The organism is Aeromonas enterica, from assembly GCF_054052465.1.
Window position 1 is genome coordinate 1 of sequence record NZ_JBSTYL010000021.1, and the last position, 18,067, is coordinate 18,067.

17 protein-coding genes and 1 pseudogene are annotated in these 18,067 nt (G+C 62.3%); 7 read left to right on the plus strand and 11 right to left on the minus strand.

What is annotated here, in order from left to right; translation table 11 throughout:
• Positions 1-204, plus strand: a pseudogene (locus ACW5XD_RS18220) (IS1595 family transposase); the annotation flags it as partial.
• Between the two features lie 183 nt (positions 205-387).
• Here the strand turns inward: ACW5XD_RS18220 and ACW5XD_RS18225 are convergent.
• Positions 388-1,599 carry an RsmB/NOP family class I SAM-dependent RNA methyltransferase gene (locus ACW5XD_RS18225; protein ID WP_456496090.1) on the minus strand — a complete coding sequence of 404 codons (1,212 nt, stop codon included), beginning with the start codon at positions 1,597-1,599 and terminating at the stop codon, positions 388-390.
• Between the two features lie 210 nt (positions 1,600-1,809).
• Here ACW5XD_RS18225 and ACW5XD_RS18230 point away from each other — a divergent pair, with 210 nt between their 5' ends.
• From ACW5XD_RS18230 to ACW5XD_RS18255, 6 genes are all read left to right on the plus strand, one after another.
• Positions 1,810-3,819, plus strand: a complete 2,010-nt coding sequence (locus tag ACW5XD_RS18230; RefSeq protein ID WP_456496091.1) for a reprolysin-like metallopeptidase — start codon at positions 1,810-1,812, stop codon at positions 3,817-3,819.
• Complete coding sequence (locus ACW5XD_RS18235) at positions 3,816-4,142, plus strand: hypothetical protein (RefSeq protein WP_456496092.1); 327 nt, start codon at positions 3,816-3,818, stop codon at positions 4,140-4,142. The genes ACW5XD_RS18230 and ACW5XD_RS18235 overlap by 4 nt, the downstream gene beginning before the upstream one ends.
• A gap of 157 nt (positions 4,143-4,299) precedes the next feature.
• Positions 4,300-4,938 carry a pyridoxamine 5'-phosphate oxidase gene (pdxH, locus tag ACW5XD_RS18240; protein ID WP_456496093.1) on the plus strand — a complete coding sequence of 213 codons (639 nt, stop codon included), beginning with the start codon at positions 4,300-4,302 and terminating at the stop codon, positions 4,936-4,938.
• A gap of 44 nt (positions 4,939-4,982) precedes the next feature.
• Positions 4,983-5,597 carry a glutathione S-transferase family protein gene (locus ACW5XD_RS18245; RefSeq protein ID WP_456496094.1) on the plus strand — a complete coding sequence of 205 codons (615 nt, stop codon included), beginning with the start codon at positions 4,983-4,985 and terminating at the stop codon, positions 5,595-5,597.
• Complete coding sequence (locus tag ACW5XD_RS18250) at positions 5,597-7,231, plus strand: GNAT family N-acetyltransferase (protein ID WP_456496095.1); 1,635 nt, start codon at positions 5,597-5,599, stop codon at positions 7,229-7,231. Before ACW5XD_RS18245 ends, ACW5XD_RS18250 begins: the two co-directional genes overlap by 1 nt.
• 32 nt (positions 7,232-7,263) lie before the next feature.
• Positions 7,264-7,791, plus strand: a complete 528-nt coding sequence (locus tag ACW5XD_RS18255) for a GNAT family N-acetyltransferase (RefSeq protein ID WP_456496096.1) — start codon at positions 7,264-7,266, stop codon at positions 7,789-7,791.
• A 59-nt stretch (positions 7,792-7,850) separates the two neighbouring features.
• Here ACW5XD_RS18255 and ACW5XD_RS18260 read toward each other — a convergent pair whose 3' ends face one another.
• The 10 genes from ACW5XD_RS18260 to uhpT all read right to left on the minus strand — a co-directional run bounded on the left by ACW5XD_RS18260 (position 7,851) and on the right by uhpT (position 17,694).
• Entirely contained in the window at positions 7,851-8,264 is a 414-nt protein-coding gene (locus ACW5XD_RS18260) for a hypothetical protein (RefSeq protein ID WP_456496097.1), read from the minus strand.
• 184 nt (positions 8,265-8,448) lie between these two features.
• Complete coding sequence (locus ACW5XD_RS18265; RefSeq protein ID WP_456496098.1) at positions 8,449-9,579, minus strand: ribosomal protein uL16 3-hydroxylase; 1,131 nt, start codon at positions 9,577-9,579, stop codon at positions 8,449-8,451.
• A 165-nt stretch (positions 9,580-9,744) separates the two neighbouring features.
• Positions 9,745-11,115, minus strand: a complete 1,371-nt coding sequence (gene purB, locus ACW5XD_RS18270; RefSeq protein WP_456496099.1) for an adenylosuccinate lyase — start codon at positions 11,113-11,115, stop codon at positions 9,745-9,747.
• 126 nt (positions 11,116-11,241) lie between these two features.
• Positions 11,242-11,853: a high frequency lysogenization protein HflD gene (gene hflD, locus ACW5XD_RS18275; RefSeq protein WP_456496100.1), complete on the minus strand. Its 612-nt coding sequence runs from the start codon at positions 11,851-11,853 to the stop codon at positions 11,242-11,244.
• A 216-nt stretch (positions 11,854-12,069) separates the two neighbouring features.
• Positions 12,070-13,176: a tRNA 2-thiouridine(34) synthase MnmA gene (gene mnmA / locus ACW5XD_RS18280; protein ID WP_456496101.1), complete on the minus strand. Its 1,107-nt coding sequence runs from the start codon at positions 13,174-13,176 to the stop codon at positions 12,070-12,072.
• A gap of 318 nt (positions 13,177-13,494) precedes the next feature.
• Positions 13,495-13,986: an NUDIX hydrolase gene (locus ACW5XD_RS18285; RefSeq protein ID WP_456496102.1), complete on the minus strand. Its 492-nt coding sequence runs from the start codon at positions 13,984-13,986 to the stop codon at positions 13,495-13,497.
• A complete protein-coding gene (gene rluE, locus ACW5XD_RS18290; RefSeq protein ID WP_456496103.1) occupies positions 13,986-14,903 on the minus strand; it encodes a 23S rRNA pseudouridine(2457) synthase RluE in 918 nt (305 codons plus the stop codon). Before rluE ends, ACW5XD_RS18285 begins: the two co-directional genes overlap by 1 nt.
• Before the next feature lie 96 nt (positions 14,904-14,999).
• The gene (locus ACW5XD_RS18295) at positions 15,000-15,767 is read right to left on the minus strand and encodes a PTS sugar transporter subunit IIA (protein ID WP_456496104.1); all 768 of its coding nucleotides are present in this window, start codon (positions 15,765-15,767) and stop codon (positions 15,000-15,002) included.
• Positions 15,768-16,073: a PTS fructose transporter subunit IIB gene (locus tag ACW5XD_RS18300; RefSeq protein ID WP_456496105.1), complete on the minus strand. Its 306-nt coding sequence runs from the start codon at positions 16,071-16,073 to the stop codon at positions 15,768-15,770.
• Positions 16,074-16,287: 214 nt separating this feature from the next.
• Positions 16,288-17,694, minus strand: a complete 1,407-nt coding sequence (gene uhpT / locus ACW5XD_RS18305) for a hexose-6-phosphate:phosphate antiporter (protein ID WP_456496106.1) — start codon at positions 17,692-17,694, stop codon at positions 16,288-16,290.
• Between the last annotated feature and the right edge of the window lie 373 nt (positions 17,695-18,067).

Consider the following 18,067-nt stretch of genomic DNA (forward strand, 5'->3'; position numbering starts at 1 on the left):
GGTGCGTATCACATCCAGCACGTAAACGGGTATCACCATCGGTTGAAAGCGTGGATGGATCGATTTCATGGTGTGGCGACCCATTACCTGAGGAACTACCTGGGTTGGCGCAGGATGCTGGAGCGCTACGGAAGGGGAGTAAATATCAAAGCGTGTTTGCATGAGGCGCTGGGGCACCCCATGCAACACGTAATTGGGACATAGCCTTTTTTATTCATCGTATCGACGGCCAGAACCTGTTCACGATTTGTCACGAGAGGCTGTCAGCAAGGTGAAGAGCCGCGGAGGAACCGGAGTGTGTAAATACACATGAGCCCCTTGGTTTCACATAAGCGAGCAGCACATGAGCCTTGATCACAGCCTCGCAGTAAGATCGTGAGCGGGTTCTCAGCTGATGCGCTCGATCCGCGCCATATAGAAACCGTCAAAACCGGTCGCGGACGGGCTGACGGTGTGGTCATCCCGCAGACGGTAGTTGTCGTTGGCCGCCAGGAATTTGTCCACCTGCTGGCGGTTCTCCTGGGGCAGGATGGAGCAGGTTGCATAGACCAGCAGACCACCGACCTTCACCATCTGGCTGTAGCGCTGCAGTATCTCTTCCTGCAAGGCCACCAGTACCGGCAGCCGCTCAGCGGTGTCACGCCACTTGGCATCCGGGTTGCGCTTGAGCACGCCAAGGCCCGAGCAGGGCACATCCAGCAGCACGCGATCGGCGGTGCCTTTGAGGCGTTTGACAGTCTTGCTGCTCTCGATGACGCGGGTTTCCACGTTGTGGGCACCGGCGCGGCGGGCGCGTTGCTTGAGGTTTTCCAGCTTCCACTCTTCCACATCCATCGCCAGCAGACGGCCCTTGCCGTTCATCATGGCGGCGATGTGCAGCGTCTTGCCGCCGGCACCGGCGCAGGCGTCGATGACCCGCATGCCCGGGCTGACTTCCAGCGCGGCAGCCACCAGCTGGGAGCCCGCATCCTGCTGCTCGAACCAGCCATCGGCAAAGGCCTTGGTGCGGAACAGGGCGGCGTCAGTGGTGACTTGCAGCGCGGTGGCGACACCTTCCACCGGGATGGTCGAGATGTGTTCCTTGGTCAGCACGGCTTGCAACTCTTCCCGCGTCCCCTTGAGGGTGTTGACCCGCAGGTAACGCTTGGGCATCCAGGCCAGCGCGGCGCGCTCGGCAGGCCAGGCCTCGCCGAGTTGCTCGCTGCCGAGTTTTTCCAGCCAGCTGGGGCAACCGTCCATCAGCACCGGGTTCTTCTTCGCTTCGGTCAGGCGGCGACGAAACGCCTCTTCGTTGAAGCGATCCAGCGTCGGATGGTTGGGTTGAGCTATCTTGTGAAAAGCGTGCCAGCTGTGCAGCAGCGGCCAGACATTCTTCTCGGCCTGACGAACCTGAATGCCGGTCAGGGCGCAATAGAGGCTGAGGCGACGCAGCAGATCGCCAGTGACCAGAGCAATCCTTGCCTGTTCTTGCGGTTTGAGTTCGATGCCGGAGAAGTGACGGGCATAGGCGCGGTCCAGAGTGAGACCCTGGCCCAGCACATCGTCAACGATGGCAACGATCAGGTCCCCGAAACGGGGCAACAGTGGGGATTTGAGCATGAGATTAACCTTGGTCAGATAAAGACGAACCGTCGTCATGGTGACGCAGCTCTAAAACTGATAAATCCGCGCAATGATAGGGGCTAGACAGGGTTGGTGCAACACTCCCCATTCGGGGAATATACAGACGATGGTGCTGGACTAAACGGACCAGCAGGAAAATGATGCCGGTTGCAGTTCAGGTGAGTGCATTTTAAAAGGACTAAAAAGATGCAGTTGATGAAATATTCTCCCTTGGCGCTGGTGGTTGCCAGCCTGATAAGCTCCGGCGGCCTCGCGGCCAAGGAGTGGGACACGGTGGCGGCACGCGCCACTGTGGCGGACGGCTATGAAGTGCGAGCCAACCAGTTCCGGGTGGCCAAGGTGCCCCTCGACTATTTTGCCGGACTGCAGGCCGGGGCACGCCAGCTGACCCTGCCACTGCCGGACGGGGGCGAGGTGATCTTCACCCTGCAGGCCTATGATCTGCTGCCCGCCGATCTCGCCGCCAAGTATCCCGATATCCTGACCTTCAAGGGCCATAACCCTGCGGCGCCGGTGGAGACGGGTCGCTTCGATCTGGGCCCGCAAGGTTTCCACGCCATGTTCACCCATCAGGGCAAGACGGTGTTCGTCGACCCGCTGCGCAATGCAGACGGTTATGCCGTCTATTACCAGCAGGATGCCTACAGCCGGCTGGAGGAGGAGGCAGACAAGGTGATCGGCAGTGATGCCAGCAGGGCGTTGGCGCACAAGGTGCAGGTGGATGGCAACGTGCGCAAGCGTTATGTCATCGCCATCTCGGCGGCCGGGGAGTATACCCAGTTCCACGGTGGCTCCAAGGTGCTGGCCACCGCGGCCATCGCTACCCTGCTCAACCGGGTGAACGAGGTGTACCAGCGGGATGTGGGAGCCGAGTTCCAGCTGGCCAGTGGCAACGACGCCGTTATTTTCACCGATCCAGCAACGGACCCTTTTTACAACGGTGATAACCCTGACTACGTGATCGGGGTTAGCAGCGTCTATGAGGAAAACGACACCAGCAAGAACGTTCTGGTGCAGAGCGACGCCTTCGCCAACGGCGATCTGGGGGCATTTGATATCGGCCATGTGGTCAACACCGGCGGTGGTGGCCTGGCTGGCCTGGGTGTTTTGTGTACAGCTGAAAAGTCTGCTGGCATGACCGGCTCGACCACCCCGGTGGGGGATGCCTTCTTCATCGACTATGTAGCCCATGAGATCGGCCATCAGTTCGGCGCCGACCACACCTTCAACGGCACCACCAACAGTTGTGGTAGCGGCAACCGGGTGGCGGAACAAGCCTGGGAGCCGGGCAGCGGCACCTCCATCATGGCTTATGCCGGCATTTGCGGGGATGAAAACATTCAGCCGCACAGCGATCCCTATTTCCACAGCAAGTCCATTGAGCAGATGCGTGCGCACATGGCGACCGTGCCGGCCTGCGGCACCACCCTCAGCCTCGTCAACAACGCGCCCCAGGCGGCGGCCGGTGCCAGTCATGTCATTCCGGCCAACACACCGTTCGTGCTCAAGGGGGCTGGCGCCGATCTGGACAGCGATCCCCTGACCTACACCTGGGAGCAGATTGATCTGGGGACGGAGTCGAGCAGCCTGGCCACCATGGTGGACGATGGCAGCCGGCCGCTGTTCCGGTTCGTGTCGCCGACCAGCTCGCCGGAGCGGATCCTGCCGAGCCTGCCATCCCTGCTCTCCGGCTCGTTGGCCAAGGGCGAGGCCTGGCCCACCATCAACCGGGATCTCCACTTCCGGCTGACGGTACGTGACGGCAAGGGCGGTGTCGCCAGCGATGACATGAAGGTGCAAGTAGTCAACACCGGCAGTGCGTTCCACCTGACCAGCCCCCTTGGCGTGATGGTGACGCCGGGTGCCAGCCAGGCGGTCGGCTGGGATGTGGCGGGCACCAACGCAGCCCCGATCAACTGCAGCAAGGTAGACCTGTTCGTGACTCAGGACGAAGGGGCAAACTGGGCGACCCTGGCCACCAGCCAGCCCAACAGTGGCTCGGCCACCGTTACCCTGCCGGCCAACCTCACCAGCAGCATCAGATTGAAAGTGGCCTGCAGCGACAATATTTTCTTCGCCCTCAGCCCGCTCAAGTTGCCTGTGGTGCAAAGTGGCGGCAGCTCGGGCGGTGGTGGTGGCGGTGCGCTCGGTTTCTGGGCCCTGGCGCTGCTCGGCTGGCAACGGAGGCGGGCATGAGAGTCACCGGCTTGCTGCTGTTCACGCTGCTCGGGGGCTGTCAGGCGGATGCCGACACCCTGGAGCAGGCGATCAGCGCCAGCCTTGCCAAGCAGGATTACCGACTGATTGTACGGGCCGGGCGCGGCGAAGTGGCGCCCGGTATTGCGGCAGGTGAGCAGGAAGCGGCCAAGGCGCGCTGTGGCGTGCGCTATCTGGAGGGGTTGGGGGATGTCATCAAACCCGATCAGAAAGAGGCCCAGGCCAAGCTGAGGGCCTATGCGGCAGAGTATAACCAGCGCATGCTGTCACATTGCCCACCGGCCGCCGGCAAGAAGCAATAAGTCTGAAGTCGGGGATTGGCAACAAAGGGAGGCGCAAGCCTCCCTTTGTTGTTTGGCACCGCCATTTGGCCGCCCTGAGGCTTGTACCCATGGCGTGCTCGTCGCACAATGCCAGCACGCATGGCCGCATCGGCGGCAAGAGAGAAGGAAAATCAAGATGATGGATGTGGCTGATCTGCGCCGTGAATATACCCGGGGCGGATTGCACCGGGCCGATCTGCCGGTCGAACCCCTTGCGCTGTTCGAGAAGTGGCTGGCCCAGGCCTGCGAGGCCAAGTTGACCGATCCCACCGCCATGGTGGTGGCGACCGTGGATGCCGACGGGCAACCCTGGCAGCGTACCGTGCTGCTCAAGCACTACGATGCCGAGGGCATGGTGTTCTACACCAACATGGGCAGCCGCAAGGCGCACCAGCTGGAGGGCAACCCCCGCATCAGTCTGCTCTTCCCCTGGCACACCCTGGACCGCCAGGTGCACGTGACCGGCCGGGTGGAGAAGATGAGCACCTTCGAGGTGATGAAGTACTTCCACAGCCGCCCCAAGGACAGCCAGATAGCCGCCTGGGTTTCCAAGCAGTCGACCCGCATCTCGGCGCGCGGTGTGCTGGAGGCCAAATTCCTCGAGCTCAAGCAGAAGTTTGCCAACGGCGAAGTGCCGCTGCCGAGCTTCTGGGGGGGGTATCGGGTACGGATAGACACGGTCGAATTCTGGCAGGGTGGCGAGCATCGTCTGCACGACCGCTTCTACTACAGCCGGGAAGGGGAAGGCTGGCACATAGAGCGGCTGGCGCCCTGATCCCCCGTTTACCCTCTGCAACCCTGTGCTGACAAGGAGTCTGTATGCGTCTGTATGGCGATCTGAGATCCGGCAACTGCTACAAGGGGTGGCTGCTGGCCCGCTGGCTGGCATTGCCTCTCGACTGGATCCCGGTGGATATCCAGGCCGGTGACACCCAAACCCCGGCCTTTCTGGCCATGAATCCCAACGGCAAGATCCCGGTGCTGGCCATTGATGACGGCGATGCGCTGGCGGAATCCAACGCCATCCTCTTCTATCTGGCGCAGGGCTCGGCGCTCTGGCCGGCGGAGCCGCGTCAGCAGGCCGAGGTGCTCAAGTGGCTGTTCTTCGAACAGTACAGCCATGAGCCCTACATCGCCGTGGCGCGCTTCATCGTCCATTATCTGGGCCGCCCCGAGTCTCAGGAGGCGCGACTCGACGGCCTCAAGGCCGGTGGCGAGCGGGCGCTGGCGGTGATGGAGCAGCAGCTGAAACAGAGCCCCTACCTGTGCGGCGAGGCACCGACCATCGCCGATATCGCCCTCTATGCCTACACCCATGTGGCGGAGGAGGGGATATTCTCGCTGCAGGGCTGGCCCGCCATCCAGGCCTGGATTGCCCGCATAGAAGCCCATCCTCGCCACCTGAGCCTGCTTGCGGCCTGTCAGGCCGGCTGATGGAGCTGCTGATCGAACGGGCGCTGTGGCAACCCCATTGGACCCAAGTGCTGCAGGCCTGGCAGCGGCAGGGCCATCGCTGGCAACTGCTGCTCAGCAAGGAGGCAGAGTCCCATCTGGCAGAGGAGGATGATCTCTGGTCCACCTGCCGACCCGATGGCCTCCTTTCGGCTACTTCGCTGCTGGCCGCCTGGCTCGACGGCGATCTGAGCGCGGATGTGCAGGCGGACCCCAGCCGCCAGATCCTCATCAGCGCCTCGGCCTCCCTGCTGACCCTGGCCAGGGAGAGCGGTCTGCTTACCCTTGGCCCGCTCGGGGCCGATCTGGTGCTGACCGCGGACGACGACATGGGCGCCGTGCTCAAGCGGCTGCTCGCCCGCCGTTTGACCGTGCCCCTGCTGCGCGAGCCCGCTGCTGCGTCCTCCTCTTCTGCGCTGGTGCTGCGGCCGCTGCTGGCCGACGACGAGGCCGAGGTGGTGCGCTACTGCGGCGACGAAGCGCTCTCCCGCTATACCCTCAACATTCCCCACCCCTACCCGCCGGAGGGGGCCCGTGACTGGCTCGTCGGCAGCTGGCGCAAGGCGGCGCTGGGGCTGGGCTGGAGCTGGGCCATGACGCTGCCACAGGAGGATGAGGTGGCCCCGCTGGTCGGGGTGATCTCGCTGCACTGGAACGGCGAGCTGGCCTGGTGGGTCGGCGTCCCCTGGCAGAATCAGGGACTGGCCACCCGGGCGGCGCAACGGGTCAAGTCCTTTGCATTCGACACCTTGCAGCTGCCGGCACTGACCGCGCGCCACATGCCGGGCAACCTCGCCTCCGGCCGGGTGATGGCCAAGCTCGGCATGCATTATCGCGGGTTGCGCGGCCGAACCGCCCAGCAACCGTGCGAGGTGAGCTATTGGCGACTGGACAGGGCCATCCCCCTGCCCGAACCTGTGACCCGGCAACTGGCACCTTGGCTGGTGGACGAGTGGGTGGCCGTGGCCATCCTGCAGGGTGCCGAAGCACAGGTCGGGTTGGGCCATGGTCGCCCGTGGCAGCTCACCCTGTTTCTGGATGAGCAGGGCCCCGATCCCGTCTTGCCGAGCGTAGAGTCTGCGGATGAGACTCGGCTCGATGTCATCTGTTATCCGCTCGGTGAGCTGGCGCAGGCCGAACCCGAGCGGCTCCCTCTGCTGGGGGGCGTGCTGCTCAAGGACAGGGACGAGCAGGGGCTTGCCTGCCTGCTGCAACTGGCCGGCCTGCGGCGCCAGGGGCCCGTCCTGCTCACCCGCGCGCAGCGACAGCAGCGGCTCGGCTGGATTGGCAAGATGGCGCGTCGCGCCGGCCTGCCCGCGACCGGGGCCAGTGCTGGAGACGCTGTGGCGGGGCGCTATCGCCAGCTCTGGCTGCTGGTGGAGCTGCCTGCCCTCATCGATGAGCTGGCCGGGCATTGGCATCAGGGACCCGAGCATACGCTGGCCCGGCTTGAGCAAGACGATACCGGGCTGTTTGCGGCCTACCGCGAGGCCATTGGCACTCTGACGCCGGCGGCCTTGCTGGGGTTGCTGCGGCAACTTGCGGCTCGTTTTCCTGAGTCCACCCTCCCATTTCTGGACAAAGGTGCTCAGGCTGACCGGCACTTTGTGGAATAATGCCCGCTCTGCTGTACGAGGAGTAACGCTGTATGCTGAGAACCGAGCGCCCCGGCGACATGTTGCCGGTCTATGAACTGGTGAGCGCCGCCTTTGGCCGTTCCGATGAGGCCGAACTGGTCAACCGCCTGCGCGAGTGTGGCGCCGCCGTGGTGACCATGGTCGAAGAGGAAGAGTACGAGTTCATGGGGCATCTGATGCTGAGCCCGATCACCATTAACGGCCTGGAAGGGCCCTGGCTCGGTCTGGCGCCGGTAGCCGTGCATCCGGACTGGCAGGGGCAGGGCATAGGCTCGGATCTGGTGCGTGAAGGGCTGGATACGGCGCTGGAGATGGACTGGAAGGCGGTGGTGGTGCTCGGCGACCCGACCTATTACGGCCGCTTCGGTTTTCGTCCCGCCAGTGAGTTCGGCCTGCACTGCATCTACGAGGTGCCCGCCGAGTGCTTTATGGCGATGGAATTGCAGGAGGGAGGCCTGGCTGACGTTCAGGGGGAAGTACTCTACCACCCCCTGTTTGATGAGCTGCCTGACGAAGTGGCGGAAGAGTCACACTCATAATGAAAAAGCCCTCATCGAGGGCTTTTTCATTTCACCATGTCGTCCCTGACAGCGGCCGCTCAGGCGACGACGTCGAGCAGGGTTCCCTTGCGTTTGTCTTCACCAAGCATGCTGCCCATCTGCTGACCGAGCGGACTCTGCTGGAATTGCAGATAGTCGGCGAGGTCCTGCTGGCGCTGGTAGCGATTTTCCATCCGGTAGATGTCGGTGGCGCTGGGGGCGGTTGTTTCACTGGTCTCCTGCCCGCTTGCTTGCAGGTAACGCTCCACCACGGCTTTGTCCTGCTGGTGGGCGGTATAGGAGACAGCCATGGTTCTGCGGGCGGTGGCTTTCTCCTCGCTCTGTGCCTGCACCTCATCCTTCTTGTCCAGCGCCTGGTTGCGGGCCTGATTGATCTGCTCCGGCGTTACCTCTGGGTAGGAGGGATATTTGCTGTAATCGGGCAGTGGCATGGGTTGGGTGCTGATCCGCATGGTGACGCTTCTCTTTTGAACAGGGACGAACGCATGATACTGGTCCTGTTTCGCTCAATAAAGCAGCATTCACGGGTTCGTCAAGAGTGGGTTCAGCTTCGCGAGTCGATTGTTATTTGAACGCCTGCCAAGTGACAAAAAAGGCGCCATCAGGCGCCTTTTTTGTTTCTGTCAGTCAGCCAAATCAGCCGAAGAACCAGTAACCACGGTTGACCAGCCGGGTCAGCAGTTGCAGGAAACCGGCCTGATCGGCAAGCTCCACCATGTCGGCCTGAGTAATGATGTCCCTGTCACACAGCAGGGAAATGGCGGCTGCATCTTCGCTTGGCAGAGTCCAGGCTTCGCCGTCGATGTAGCAGGTACGGCTCTCGCCGCTGAACCAGACGGTGCGCAGGCCAGGCACCTTGATGGCTGGCTCGCCCTGGGTCAGCAGGTCGGCGACTTCCTCGGCGCTGTAGTCAGGCTCGACCGGATTGACGTCCAGATCGTGTTTGGCTTCGGAGATCATGGTGCCGAACCACTCTTTGAACAGGGTCTCGTCATCAAGCGCCTGCTGCATCAGCTCGCGCAGACGGTGCATCTCATGGGGCAGGATCTCGCCGTGGCGGGCGCGGGGCTTGAGATCCCCATCGCCGTAACGCTCGGTGCGCACCTCGTTGTCGATTAGGTGATCGGCAAAGGAGGAGATGAGCGCCTTGGCATCCGGCGCCCGGAAGCCCACGGAGAAGTTCATGGAAGGCTCGATGGCGTAGCCTTCGTGGGGGAATCCAGGCGGAATGTAGAGGATGTCGCCCGGCTCCATGATGACGTCGATGATCGCCTCGAACGGTTCGCAGTGCAGCAGCGCAGCGTGGGCGGCAAACTCGTTGAGCGGCTTGGCATCGCCGACGCGCCAGTGACGCTTGCCCAGGCCCTGGGTGATGAACACATCGTAGTTGTCGATGTGGGGACCGACACCCGCATGGGGGGTGGAGAAGCTCACCATCACATCGTCAAAGCGCCAGCCCGGAATGAACTGGAACGGCAGTGCCAGCTCGTTGACCTCGGGGGCCCAGTGGTTGCAGGCCTGCACCAGAATGGTCCAGTTCTCTTCGCCCAGATGGTCGTAAGATTCGAAGGGGCCGTGGGCCGCTTCCCACTTGTTGTCGAAGCGGGTCACCAGACGGGACTCGATAACCTCTTCCATGGCCAGACCCGCCAGCTCGTCCGGGCTGATGGGATCCTGAAAATTCTTGAAGCCGCCCTTGATAAGGAGCGGGCGCTTCTGCCAGTAATGCTCGAGGAAGTGAGCGATATCCAGATTGAGTTCGTACATAGGTCTTCTCGTCAAAGGGTTCGACAAAGGTCAAGAGAGGTCTTGCCAGAGGCGGCTGCCGGCCTCGGGCAAGCCCTCTTGCAAACTGTGTATAGGGTGTCACATAAAATAACCGGGGCCCTGTTGCAGATCATGCACAGGGCCCCGGTAACGTCATTTATCCGCTTATTTCAGCAGATCAACCAGACGCTGAGCCTGACCGATATAGTTGGCCGGGGTCAGTTTCTTCAGCTCGACCTTGACCGCTTCCGGCAGTTCGAGGGTATCGATGAAGGTACGCATGCCTTCGGCATCGACGCGGCGGCCACGGGTCAGCTCTTTGAGCTTCTCGTAGGGCTTCTCGATGCCGTAACGGCGCATGACTGTCTGGATCGGCTCGGCCAGCACTTCCCAGTTGGCATCCAGATCGGCGGCCATGGCACCGGCGTTGGCTTCCAGCTTGGAGATGCCCTTCAGGGTCGCCTGATAGGCAATCAGGGAGTAACCAACCGCCACACCCAGGTTGCGCAGCACGGTCGAATCGGTGAGATCTCGCTGCCAGCGGGAGATGGGCAGCTTGGAGGCCAGGTGCTGGAACACGGCGTTGGCCAACCCTAAGTTGCCTTCGGAGTTCTCGAAGTCGATGGGGTTGACCTTGTGCGGCATGGTGGAGGAGCCGATTTCGCCCGCCACTGTGCGCTGCTTGAAGTGACCCAGCGAGATGTAGCCCCACACGTCCCGGTCGAAGTCGATCAGGATGGTGTTGAAGCGAGCCATGGCGTCGAACAGCTCGGCGATGTAGTCGTGCGGCTCGATCTGGGTGGTGTAGGGGTTCCAGTTCAGGCCGAGCGAAGTGACAAACTCCTCGGAGAACTGGTGCCAGTCCACTTCCGGATAGGCGCTGACGTGGGCGTTGTAGTTGCCGACCGCACCGTTGATCTTGCCGAGGATCTCCACCGCCATGATCTGCTTGAACTGGCGCTCCAGGCGATAGGCGACGTTGGCCATCTCCTTGCCCATGGTGCTCGGGGTCGCCGGCTGGCCGTGGGTGCGCGACAGCAGCGGCATGTCACGGTACTCATGGGCCAGACGCTTGAGCTCGCTGATGAGCTTCTCGCAGTAAGGCTTGATGACCTCGTCACGGGCGGTTTTCAGCATCAGACCGTGGGAGTTGTTGTTGATGTCTTCCGAGGTGCAGGCGAAGTGGATGAACTCGCTGACGGCCGCCAGCTCGGGGTTCACTTCGACTTTCTCTTTGAGGAAGTACTCCACCGCTTTCACATCATGGTTGGTGGTGCGCTCTATCTGTTTGATGCGGGCGGCGTCACTCTCGTTGAAGTTGAGGACTATGCCGTCGAGCAGGGTGTTGGCGGCCGCGCTCAGGGCAGGGACTTCCGGGATCCCGGCGTGGCTGGCCAGTTTCTGCAACCAGCGCACCTCAACTTCGACGCGAAAACGCAGCAGGCCGAATTCGGAGAAGATAGGGCGCAGGGCATCGGCCTTGTCGCCATAACGACCGTCAATCGGGGAAACAGCAGTCAGCGCGGACAGCTCCATGGGGTGAACTCCTGATGTTTGGTGTGGGGGATTCGTATCCACTCGCGCTCCGGTTGGGGGCTTATCAAGGCTGATGTGCGGCTGTTCACCTTGTTGTTGTCCCCCTGCTCGAGCGCGAGCCAATGATTAGTAACGCTTGGCCAGCTCCACCATCTTCTTGCGAGCGAAGATGATCTGGGTGCGGCTGCCACCGAGCTGGCGCCACAGCACGCAGGCACGGATACCCGCCAGCAGCAGGGCGCGCACCTTGTGCTGCACCAGCGGTTGCTGCAGGAACAGCGGGGTGCCCGCCACCTGGATGCGCGGCCCGATGGGGCTGATGAGATCGCTGTAGATACTCGCCATGTTTGCCAGGATCTGCTCGTCGAGCAGATCGAAGTGCTGTTGCTGGCGGCCAATCTGGCTGATCCGCTCACCCAGCATGTTGAGGATGTCCTTGCGCTTGGCCAGCTTGCGCTCCAGCGCGATCAGGCTGACCACGTAACGGGTCAGCTCGGCGTTCTTCTGGCTGCCGTCGGCGCCCAGCTGTTCGACCAGGGCGCGATAGCCATCACGAATGGCCAGGTGGTTGCCGAACACCTCCAGCGGCTGCTTGGGATCGGTCACCAGCACGCTTTGCAGGCTCTCGCGCAGCGAGGCCTCATCACAGCTGCCGTCGCGGGCCACTTTCTGTACCAGATAGGCTGCCTGGCAGATGCCGGCAAAGGCCATGGTTCTGTCTTGAAATTTGTCGCTCATATGTTCACGGCCCTGTTTCGTTCATTCACTGGCTGATACCGCAGCAGGCCATGATCCGGCCTTGGAATTTGTCAGTCATCTATCGTTGCTTTGTGCTGTTCGTTCAAACAGCGCCATTCTCGTTATTCAGTAGCGAGCCGTTTGGTATCGCTGCATCAATCAGAGCCTTCTCCCACGGGGGGAGAAGGGCGTCAGGTGCGCGGGCGCCTGGCCGGTTTACACCGGATGGCTGAAACGCTGCTCTATGATGCCGCCGCCCAGACACACTTCCCCGTCGTAGAAGACGGCGGACTGGCCAGGGGTCACGGCGGCCTGTTTCTCGTCGAAGATGACCCGTATGGTCTCATCGTCGATGGGCTGAATGAGGCAGGGAATATCCTGCTGGCGGTAGCGGGTCTTGACGGTGCAGCGGCGCGGGGCGCGGATCGGAGTGCGATCCACCCAGTGCAGCTGGCTGGCAACCAGACCGTCGGAGTAGAGGCGGGGATGCTCGCCCTGCGCCACCACCAGCACGTTGCGCTCGACCTCTTTGTCGACCACGTACCAAGCCTCTTCGGTGGCGTCTTTGCGACCACCGATGCCGAGCCCCTTGCGCTGGCCCAGGGTGTGATACATCAAGCCCTGATGCTCGCCGATCACCTTGCCATCCACGGTTTCGATGGGGCCGGGCTGGGCGGGCAGGAACTTGGCCAGGAAGTCCTTGAATTTGCGCTCACCGATGAAGCAGATGCCGGTGGAGTCTTTCTTCTTGGCGGTGATGAGATCCAGCTGTTCGGCGATGCGGCGCACCTCCGGCTTCTCCAGATCCCCAACCGGGAACAGGCTCTGACCCACCTGCTTTTCGCTCAGTGTGTAGAGGAAGTAGCTCTGATCCTTGTTGGTATCGAGACCGCGCAGCAGGCGCGGGTGGCCTGTGCTGTCGTCACGGCGCACATAGTGGCCGGTGGCGATGTAGGTGGCACCCAGCTCTTCGGCGGCAAATTCGAGGAACGCCTTGAACTTGATCTCCTTGTTGCACAGGATATCCGGGTTCGGGGTGCGCCCCGCCTTGTACTCTTCGAGGAAGTGCTCGAACACGTTGTCCCAGTACTCGGCGGCGAAATTGATGGTATGCAGCTTCATACCCAGCTTGTCGCAGACGGCCTTGGCATCAGCCAAATCCTGGGAGGCAGAGCAATACTCGTCCGTGTCGTCTTCTTCCCAGTTCTTCATGAACAAGCCTTCGACCTGATAACCCTGCTGCTGGAGCAGGTAGGCCGAGACGGAAGAATCCACGCCGCCGGACATGCCGACGATCACCTTGATTTGGCTGTTGTCTGTCATTAGTCGAAGTTACCAGTTCGTTTAAACGGGGCGTATTCTACCAGAATTTCGCGCCCCCGGTCACATATCCATGCCAGCGTCCCGTAGTGGGTTGTCGTGGCAGGAAATCGTTTTTCTATTTGTCGGCACCATGATAAAAAAATGGTGCCAAACGACCTCAGATGGCCTGTTCACGATCTGTCACGAGAGGCCGGAAGCTCGGTAAAGAGCAGCGCAGGAACCGGAGTGTGTAAATACACATGAGCTTTCCTGATTACAAACAAGCGAGCAGCACATGAGCCTTGATCACGGCCTCGCAGCAAGATCGTGGGCAGGTTCTCAAATAAAGGCCTTGAGCGCCGACAGTGGCAAGCGGGTGCCGGCCAGATAGTCCTGGATGCACTGCCACACCAAGGGGCTGCGCAGCGCGGGTTTGCACTCGGCTATCTCCTCCAGGGTGAGCCAGTGGCAGGCCAGCACATCGCCGTCAGGATCCTCTGGATGGTGCTGGCCCGGCGCCTTTTCAAGGTCGAAGATGATGGCGGTGCGCACAAAGGTGGCCTCGCTGTCGGCTGGTTTGAACAGATAGGTGCCCAGCCACGCTGTCGGCGTGGCGGTCAGACCCGTCTCCTCTTTCAGCTCGCGGCAGGCCGCTTCAATCAGGTTTTCGCCCGGCTCTACATGGCCGGCGGGCTGGTTGAAGCGGCGCTGGCCCTTGATCTCCTCTTCCACCAGCAGGAAGCGGCCCTGCCAGTGCACCAGGGCGGCAACCGTCAGGCGCGCCTCCATGCGGGCATGGCTGGTGGTCGATTGCTCTGCCTGATTGCTCATCATGACTCCTTGTCGCTGCTGTTGGGATTAGCCGTGCGTGCGGGTCTGCGTGCCGTACCGCGCCCGCTGCTGCGCGGTTTGCCGCCGGTCGGGCTCGCGGTTGAGGTGCGGGGACGCGCGTCCCGTCCCGGCTGGTTTGCCCGCCGTGGTGCGTCGCCTGCCGGTTTGGCTGCGCTGCCCCCCGAGCGGGGAGATGAAGGTTTGCGTTGGCCCCGGGCCGGCGCCAGCTCGGGGGCAGGCAGGGCGCGGCTCTGTCCGGGGGCCAGGCCATCGAGCGTCCAGTCGCCGATGGCGTAGCGAATGAGGCGCAGGGTGGGGTGACCGATGTGGGCGGTCATCCGCCGCACCTGGCGGTTGCGCCCCTCCACTATCTTGATCTCCAGCCAGCGAGTGGGGATCTCCTTGCGCTCGCGAATGGGCGGATTGCGTGGCCACACCGCAGGCTCATCCATGATGCGTGCCCCGGCGGGCAGGGTCATGCCGTCGTTGAGCTCCACCCCGGCGCGCAGGGCGGCCAGCGCATCCTCACTTGGGATCCCTTCCACCTGCACCCAATAGGTCTTGGGGGTCTTCTCCCCCGGCTGGGTGAGACGCGCCTGCAGCTTGCCGTCGTTGGTGAGCAGCAAGAGCCCCTCGCTGTCGCGATCCAGCCGACCGGCGGCATAGATACCGGGCTCGGTGATGTAATCCTTGAGAGTCTCGCGGCCCGCCTCGTCGGTGAACTGACACAGCACCATGTAGGGCTTGTTCAGCAACAGCAATTTGCGATCGGCGGGGTCCACCTGCGGTTTCTGCCCGGCCTGTTCAGCCTCGTGTGCATGCCGGGTGCCGGCGCGTGAGCGGGCAAGACCGGGCCGGTTGGCGTCATCCTGTGCAGTGCGGCCTTGGAGGGAGAGGCGGGGGCGGGCAGATTTCATCGCATGCATACCAAAAACAGGGGATGGCGCAGTGTATCACAGAGGGCTGGGTGGATGGGGATGTGGGAAGCCTCCGGGGAGGGGCTGCTTATTCGCCTAGCTCAATAGTCCTTCGATGACGATGGCCTGACGGGCGGGGGCCGAGCCTGCGTGCAAGAGCGCCGTGCTGACCACCTCGTCCATCATGGCGCGAGCCAGCCGGGTGAGGGGGCGCAACTGCGCGGGGGCGAGCCCGGCCGGAATGGCCAGCAATATGATGGTCTGCACCGGCCCGAGCGCCGATCCCCACTCGATGGGCGCGGCGCAACTGAGCAGCGAGAGTGCGGGCTGGCGGATGGCGGGGCAGATCACGTGGGGCATGGCGAGGCCGGGCCGGATGATGGTGGCGGCGATCTGCTCGCGATCGGCGATGGCCTGTTCAAGCGCGGGCCTGTCGCGCACCAGTTCGGCGGGCAAGAGATCGACCAGCACTGTCAGGGCCAGGGATTTGTCCAGCGATGCCGCCGCGTGCCCCAGCTGGGCGAGGGAAAAACAGTAGTCGGGCTGGGCGAGGCCAAGGCGCTGCTCGGCCAGCGCGGCGGTGGCGGGGCGGCCAAGGGGCTGGCCCAGCTCCACGCACCAGCAGGTGAAGGCCATGTGGGCCAGTTCGGCATCCAGCCCTTCGATCAGCAGCAGACAGAGATCGCCGGGCTGGGTGGCCAGGGTGAGCAGGGAGAGCTGGTTGGTCGCCTCCACCGTCTGGCGACGACTGACGTTGATGAACTGGATATGGGACTTGAACAGTCCGGCCAGCCGGCTCAGCTGCTTGGCCTGGGTGATGGTCAATCCCAGCCGGCAGAAGAAGGTGAGCTCGCGGGTGAGCATTCAGGCGCCGACGGTGGCGGTTTTGAGCACGGCGCTGGCGTCCAGCAGCACGGATTCCAGCGATACCTGGCGGATCTGGCAGCCGAGGAAGCGATCCTTCTGCTCAATCTCGATGTCGGAGGCGATCAGTACCAGATCGGCGCAGGCGATGTCCCGCGCGGTGAGAATGTTCTCCAGTCCCATGGCGCCCTGGGTTTCAACCTTGATCTTCAGCCCCAGCTTGTCGGCGGCTTTTTGCAGCGCCTCGGCGGCCATGTAGGTGTGGGCTATGCCGGTGGGGCAGGCGGTGACGGCGAGGATCTTCATCGGTTCTCGAGGCAAAGGGAAGTGGGCCAACAAGATAGCGTCAAGGACCGGACTTTGCCAAAGGTGCGGGGCAAAAATGGGATCTTGGCAGCCCTGTGGTGCGAGTGTGCACAGGGGATGGCAGCAGTCTGGATTCATCTGCTGACGGTGGGCGCGGCAATAAAAAACCGGCCCCACCAGAAGGCGGAGCCGGTTGCATTCAGTTAACGCGGGTTCAGACGGATTGGGTAGCCAAAGTGGCGGCTTTCAATTCCCGTTTGATTCGGCGGATCTTGCGCTCTTCGGCCACGGCTACGCAGGCCATCAGCACCAGACAGGCGGCGGCTGCGATATCCAGCGCCGCGAAGGTGCCGGCCCAGCCGGTCAGACCGAAGATGGGGGTGCCATCGGCGATCATGCCCAGACCCAGCTTGGCGAAGCTGTCACCGATGAGATAGGCGAAGGTGCCCTTGACGCCATCGGCCACGCTGATGCCCTGCTTGGGTACGAAGCCTACGGCGGCCACGCCGATCAGCAGTTGCGGACCAAACACCAGGAAGCCCAGGGTGAACAGGGAACCCAGGAACATGAACTGGGTGGTGGCATGCTGGTAGAGACCCAGGGTCGCGATGATCAGCGCCAGTGCCACGCAAGCCACCAGACCACGGCGACCGTTCGCCAGATCAGAGAGGTAGCCCCACATCAGGGTGCCGACCAGGGCGCCCACTTCGAAGAAAGTGAAGCCCTGGATAGCGATCTCCTTGGAGAAGCCCAGCTCCTGGTGAGCGTACACGGTGGACCACTGGTCGATGCCGATGCGCACCACGTAGAGGAAGATGTTGGCGAAGCAGAGCAGCCAGATCACCTTGTTCATCAGCACGTACTTGACGAAGATCTGACCCTTGGTCAGCTTCTGCTCTTCGGTGGCGATATCCTCTTCGCTGGCCACCTCGTCAAACAGCTCTTCCACCTTGCCCAGGCCATAGGCTTCCGGTGAATCGCTGCCAAAACGCAGGCCGACAAAGCCGACGACCAGGGCGATGAGGGACGGGAAGATGAACATGCCGAGCACGTTGCCATCGAACAGGTAGTTGGCACCGAACAGTGCCACCCCGGCCGCACCGGCCCCGCCCACGTTGTGGGAGAGGTTCCACATGCCGAGATAGGTGCCACGCTTGTTGCGGGGGGTCCACTTGGTGATGGTGGAGTAGCTGCAGGAGCCACCACAGCTCTGGAAGAAGCCGCTCAGCGCATAGAAGAAGATCATGAAGTAGAGGCTGAAACCCGTGCCACCCATGCTGGCACTGAAGCCCAGCATGCACAGGGCGGAGAGGATCAGCATCAGCGGCAGGAACTGCTTGGTGTTCTTGCCATCGGCGTAGTAGGAGACGACCGTCTTGCCCACCCCGTAGGTGATGGAGAAGCCAAGGCCAATCATGCCGAGCTCGGTCATGGAGAGGCCGTACTCCTGGATCATGTCATTCTGCGCAATGTTGAAGTTCTTGCGGATCAGATACATGGTCAGATAGCCAATAAATACAACCAGATAGGATTGCATAAAGGGCTTGAACCAGAGTTTGCGCCGGGCTGCGACCGGCAAGTCCAGGGTCGGGACCCGCACCTGCTTGAGAAAATCCAACATATTCATCCTCTGCGAGATAGTCGGTATTTCCGCCGCGCCCCTCACTTTTTGGTTGGTGTTAGAGGTCGCGCCACGGAAAGGACAACAGCAAGAGGTTGGACTGTGCACCTCGCTCTTCTGTCGATTGAACCCATGCCCACTCCCTGCGCCATTGCGAGGGTCGGGTAACTACATCAGGTAGCGTGACTTTAATGAGGCGCGGCGCAAATGGCGTGAGAGCCATCCCTAGGGGCATTAGGAAAATTTCCTAGTTTGGCGGGATCCGGTCATGAAGCGTGAAGGGGATCACAAGGTGGCGGCCCACGGCGGCCTGGTTGTGGTGGCGATCTGGCACGCAGGAGAATAGGGGCGGGGAGCAAAAAGTGGGCTGGCC

Bases quoted from the DNA above. Each gene is read 5' to 3' on its own strand.
- ACW5XD_RS18245 (WP_456496094.1), top strand. From the start codon at position 4,983: ATGCGTCTGTATGGCGATCTGAGATCCGGCAACTGCTACAAGGGGTGG.
- purB (WP_456496099.1), bottom strand. From the start codon at position 11,115: ATGGAGCTGTCCGCGCTGACTGCTGTTTCCCCGATTGACGGTCGTTAT.
- ACW5XD_RS18255 (WP_456496096.1), top strand. From the start codon at position 7,264: ATGCTGAGAACCGAGCGCCCCGGCGACATGTTGCCGGTCTATGAACTG.
- uhpT (WP_456496106.1), bottom strand. From the start codon at position 17,694: ATGTTGGATTTTCTCAAGCAGGTGCGGGTCCCGACCCTGGACTTGCCG.
- mnmA (WP_456496101.1), bottom strand. From the start codon at position 13,176: ATGACAGACAACAGCCAAATCAAGGTGATCGTCGGCATGTCCGGCGGC.
- ACW5XD_RS18285 (WP_456496102.1), bottom strand. From the start codon at position 13,986: ATGAGCAATCAGGCAGAGCAATCGACCACCAGCCATGCCCGCATGGAG.
- pdxH (WP_456496093.1), top strand. From the start codon at position 4,300: ATGATGGATGTGGCTGATCTGCGCCGTGAATATACCCGGGGCGGATTG.
- ACW5XD_RS18250 (WP_456496095.1), top strand. From the start codon at position 5,597: ATGGAGCTGCTGATCGAACGGGCGCTGTGGCAACCCCATTGGACCCAA.
- hflD (WP_456496100.1), bottom strand. From the start codon at position 11,853: ATGAGCGACAAATTTCAAGACAGAACCATGGCCTTTGCCGGCATCTGC.
- rluE (WP_456496103.1), bottom strand. From the start codon at position 14,903: ATGAAATCTGCCCGCCCCCGCCTCTCCCTCCAAGGCCGCACTGCACAG.
- ACW5XD_RS18225 (WP_456496090.1), bottom strand. From the start codon at position 1,599: ATGCTCAAATCCCCACTGTTGCCCCGTTTCGGGGACCTGATCGTTGCC.
- ACW5XD_RS18260 (WP_456496097.1), bottom strand. From the start codon at position 8,264: ATGCGGATCAGCACCCAACCCATGCCACTGCCCGATTACAGCAAATAT.
- ACW5XD_RS18300 (WP_456496105.1), bottom strand. From the start codon at position 16,073: ATGAAGATCCTCGCCGTCACCGCCTGCCCCACCGGCATAGCCCACACC.
- ACW5XD_RS18235 (WP_456496092.1), top strand. From the start codon at position 3,816: ATGAGAGTCACCGGCTTGCTGCTGTTCACGCTGCTCGGGGGCTGTCAG.
- ACW5XD_RS18230 (WP_456496091.1), top strand. From the start codon at position 1,810: ATGCAGTTGATGAAATATTCTCCCTTGGCGCTGGTGGTTGCCAGCCTG.
- ACW5XD_RS18265 (WP_456496098.1), bottom strand. From the start codon at position 9,579: ATGTACGAACTCAATCTGGATATCGCTCACTTCCTCGAGCATTACTGG.
- ACW5XD_RS18295 (WP_456496104.1), bottom strand. From the start codon at position 15,767: ATGCTCACCCGCGAGCTCACCTTCTTCTGCCGGCTGGGATTGACCATC.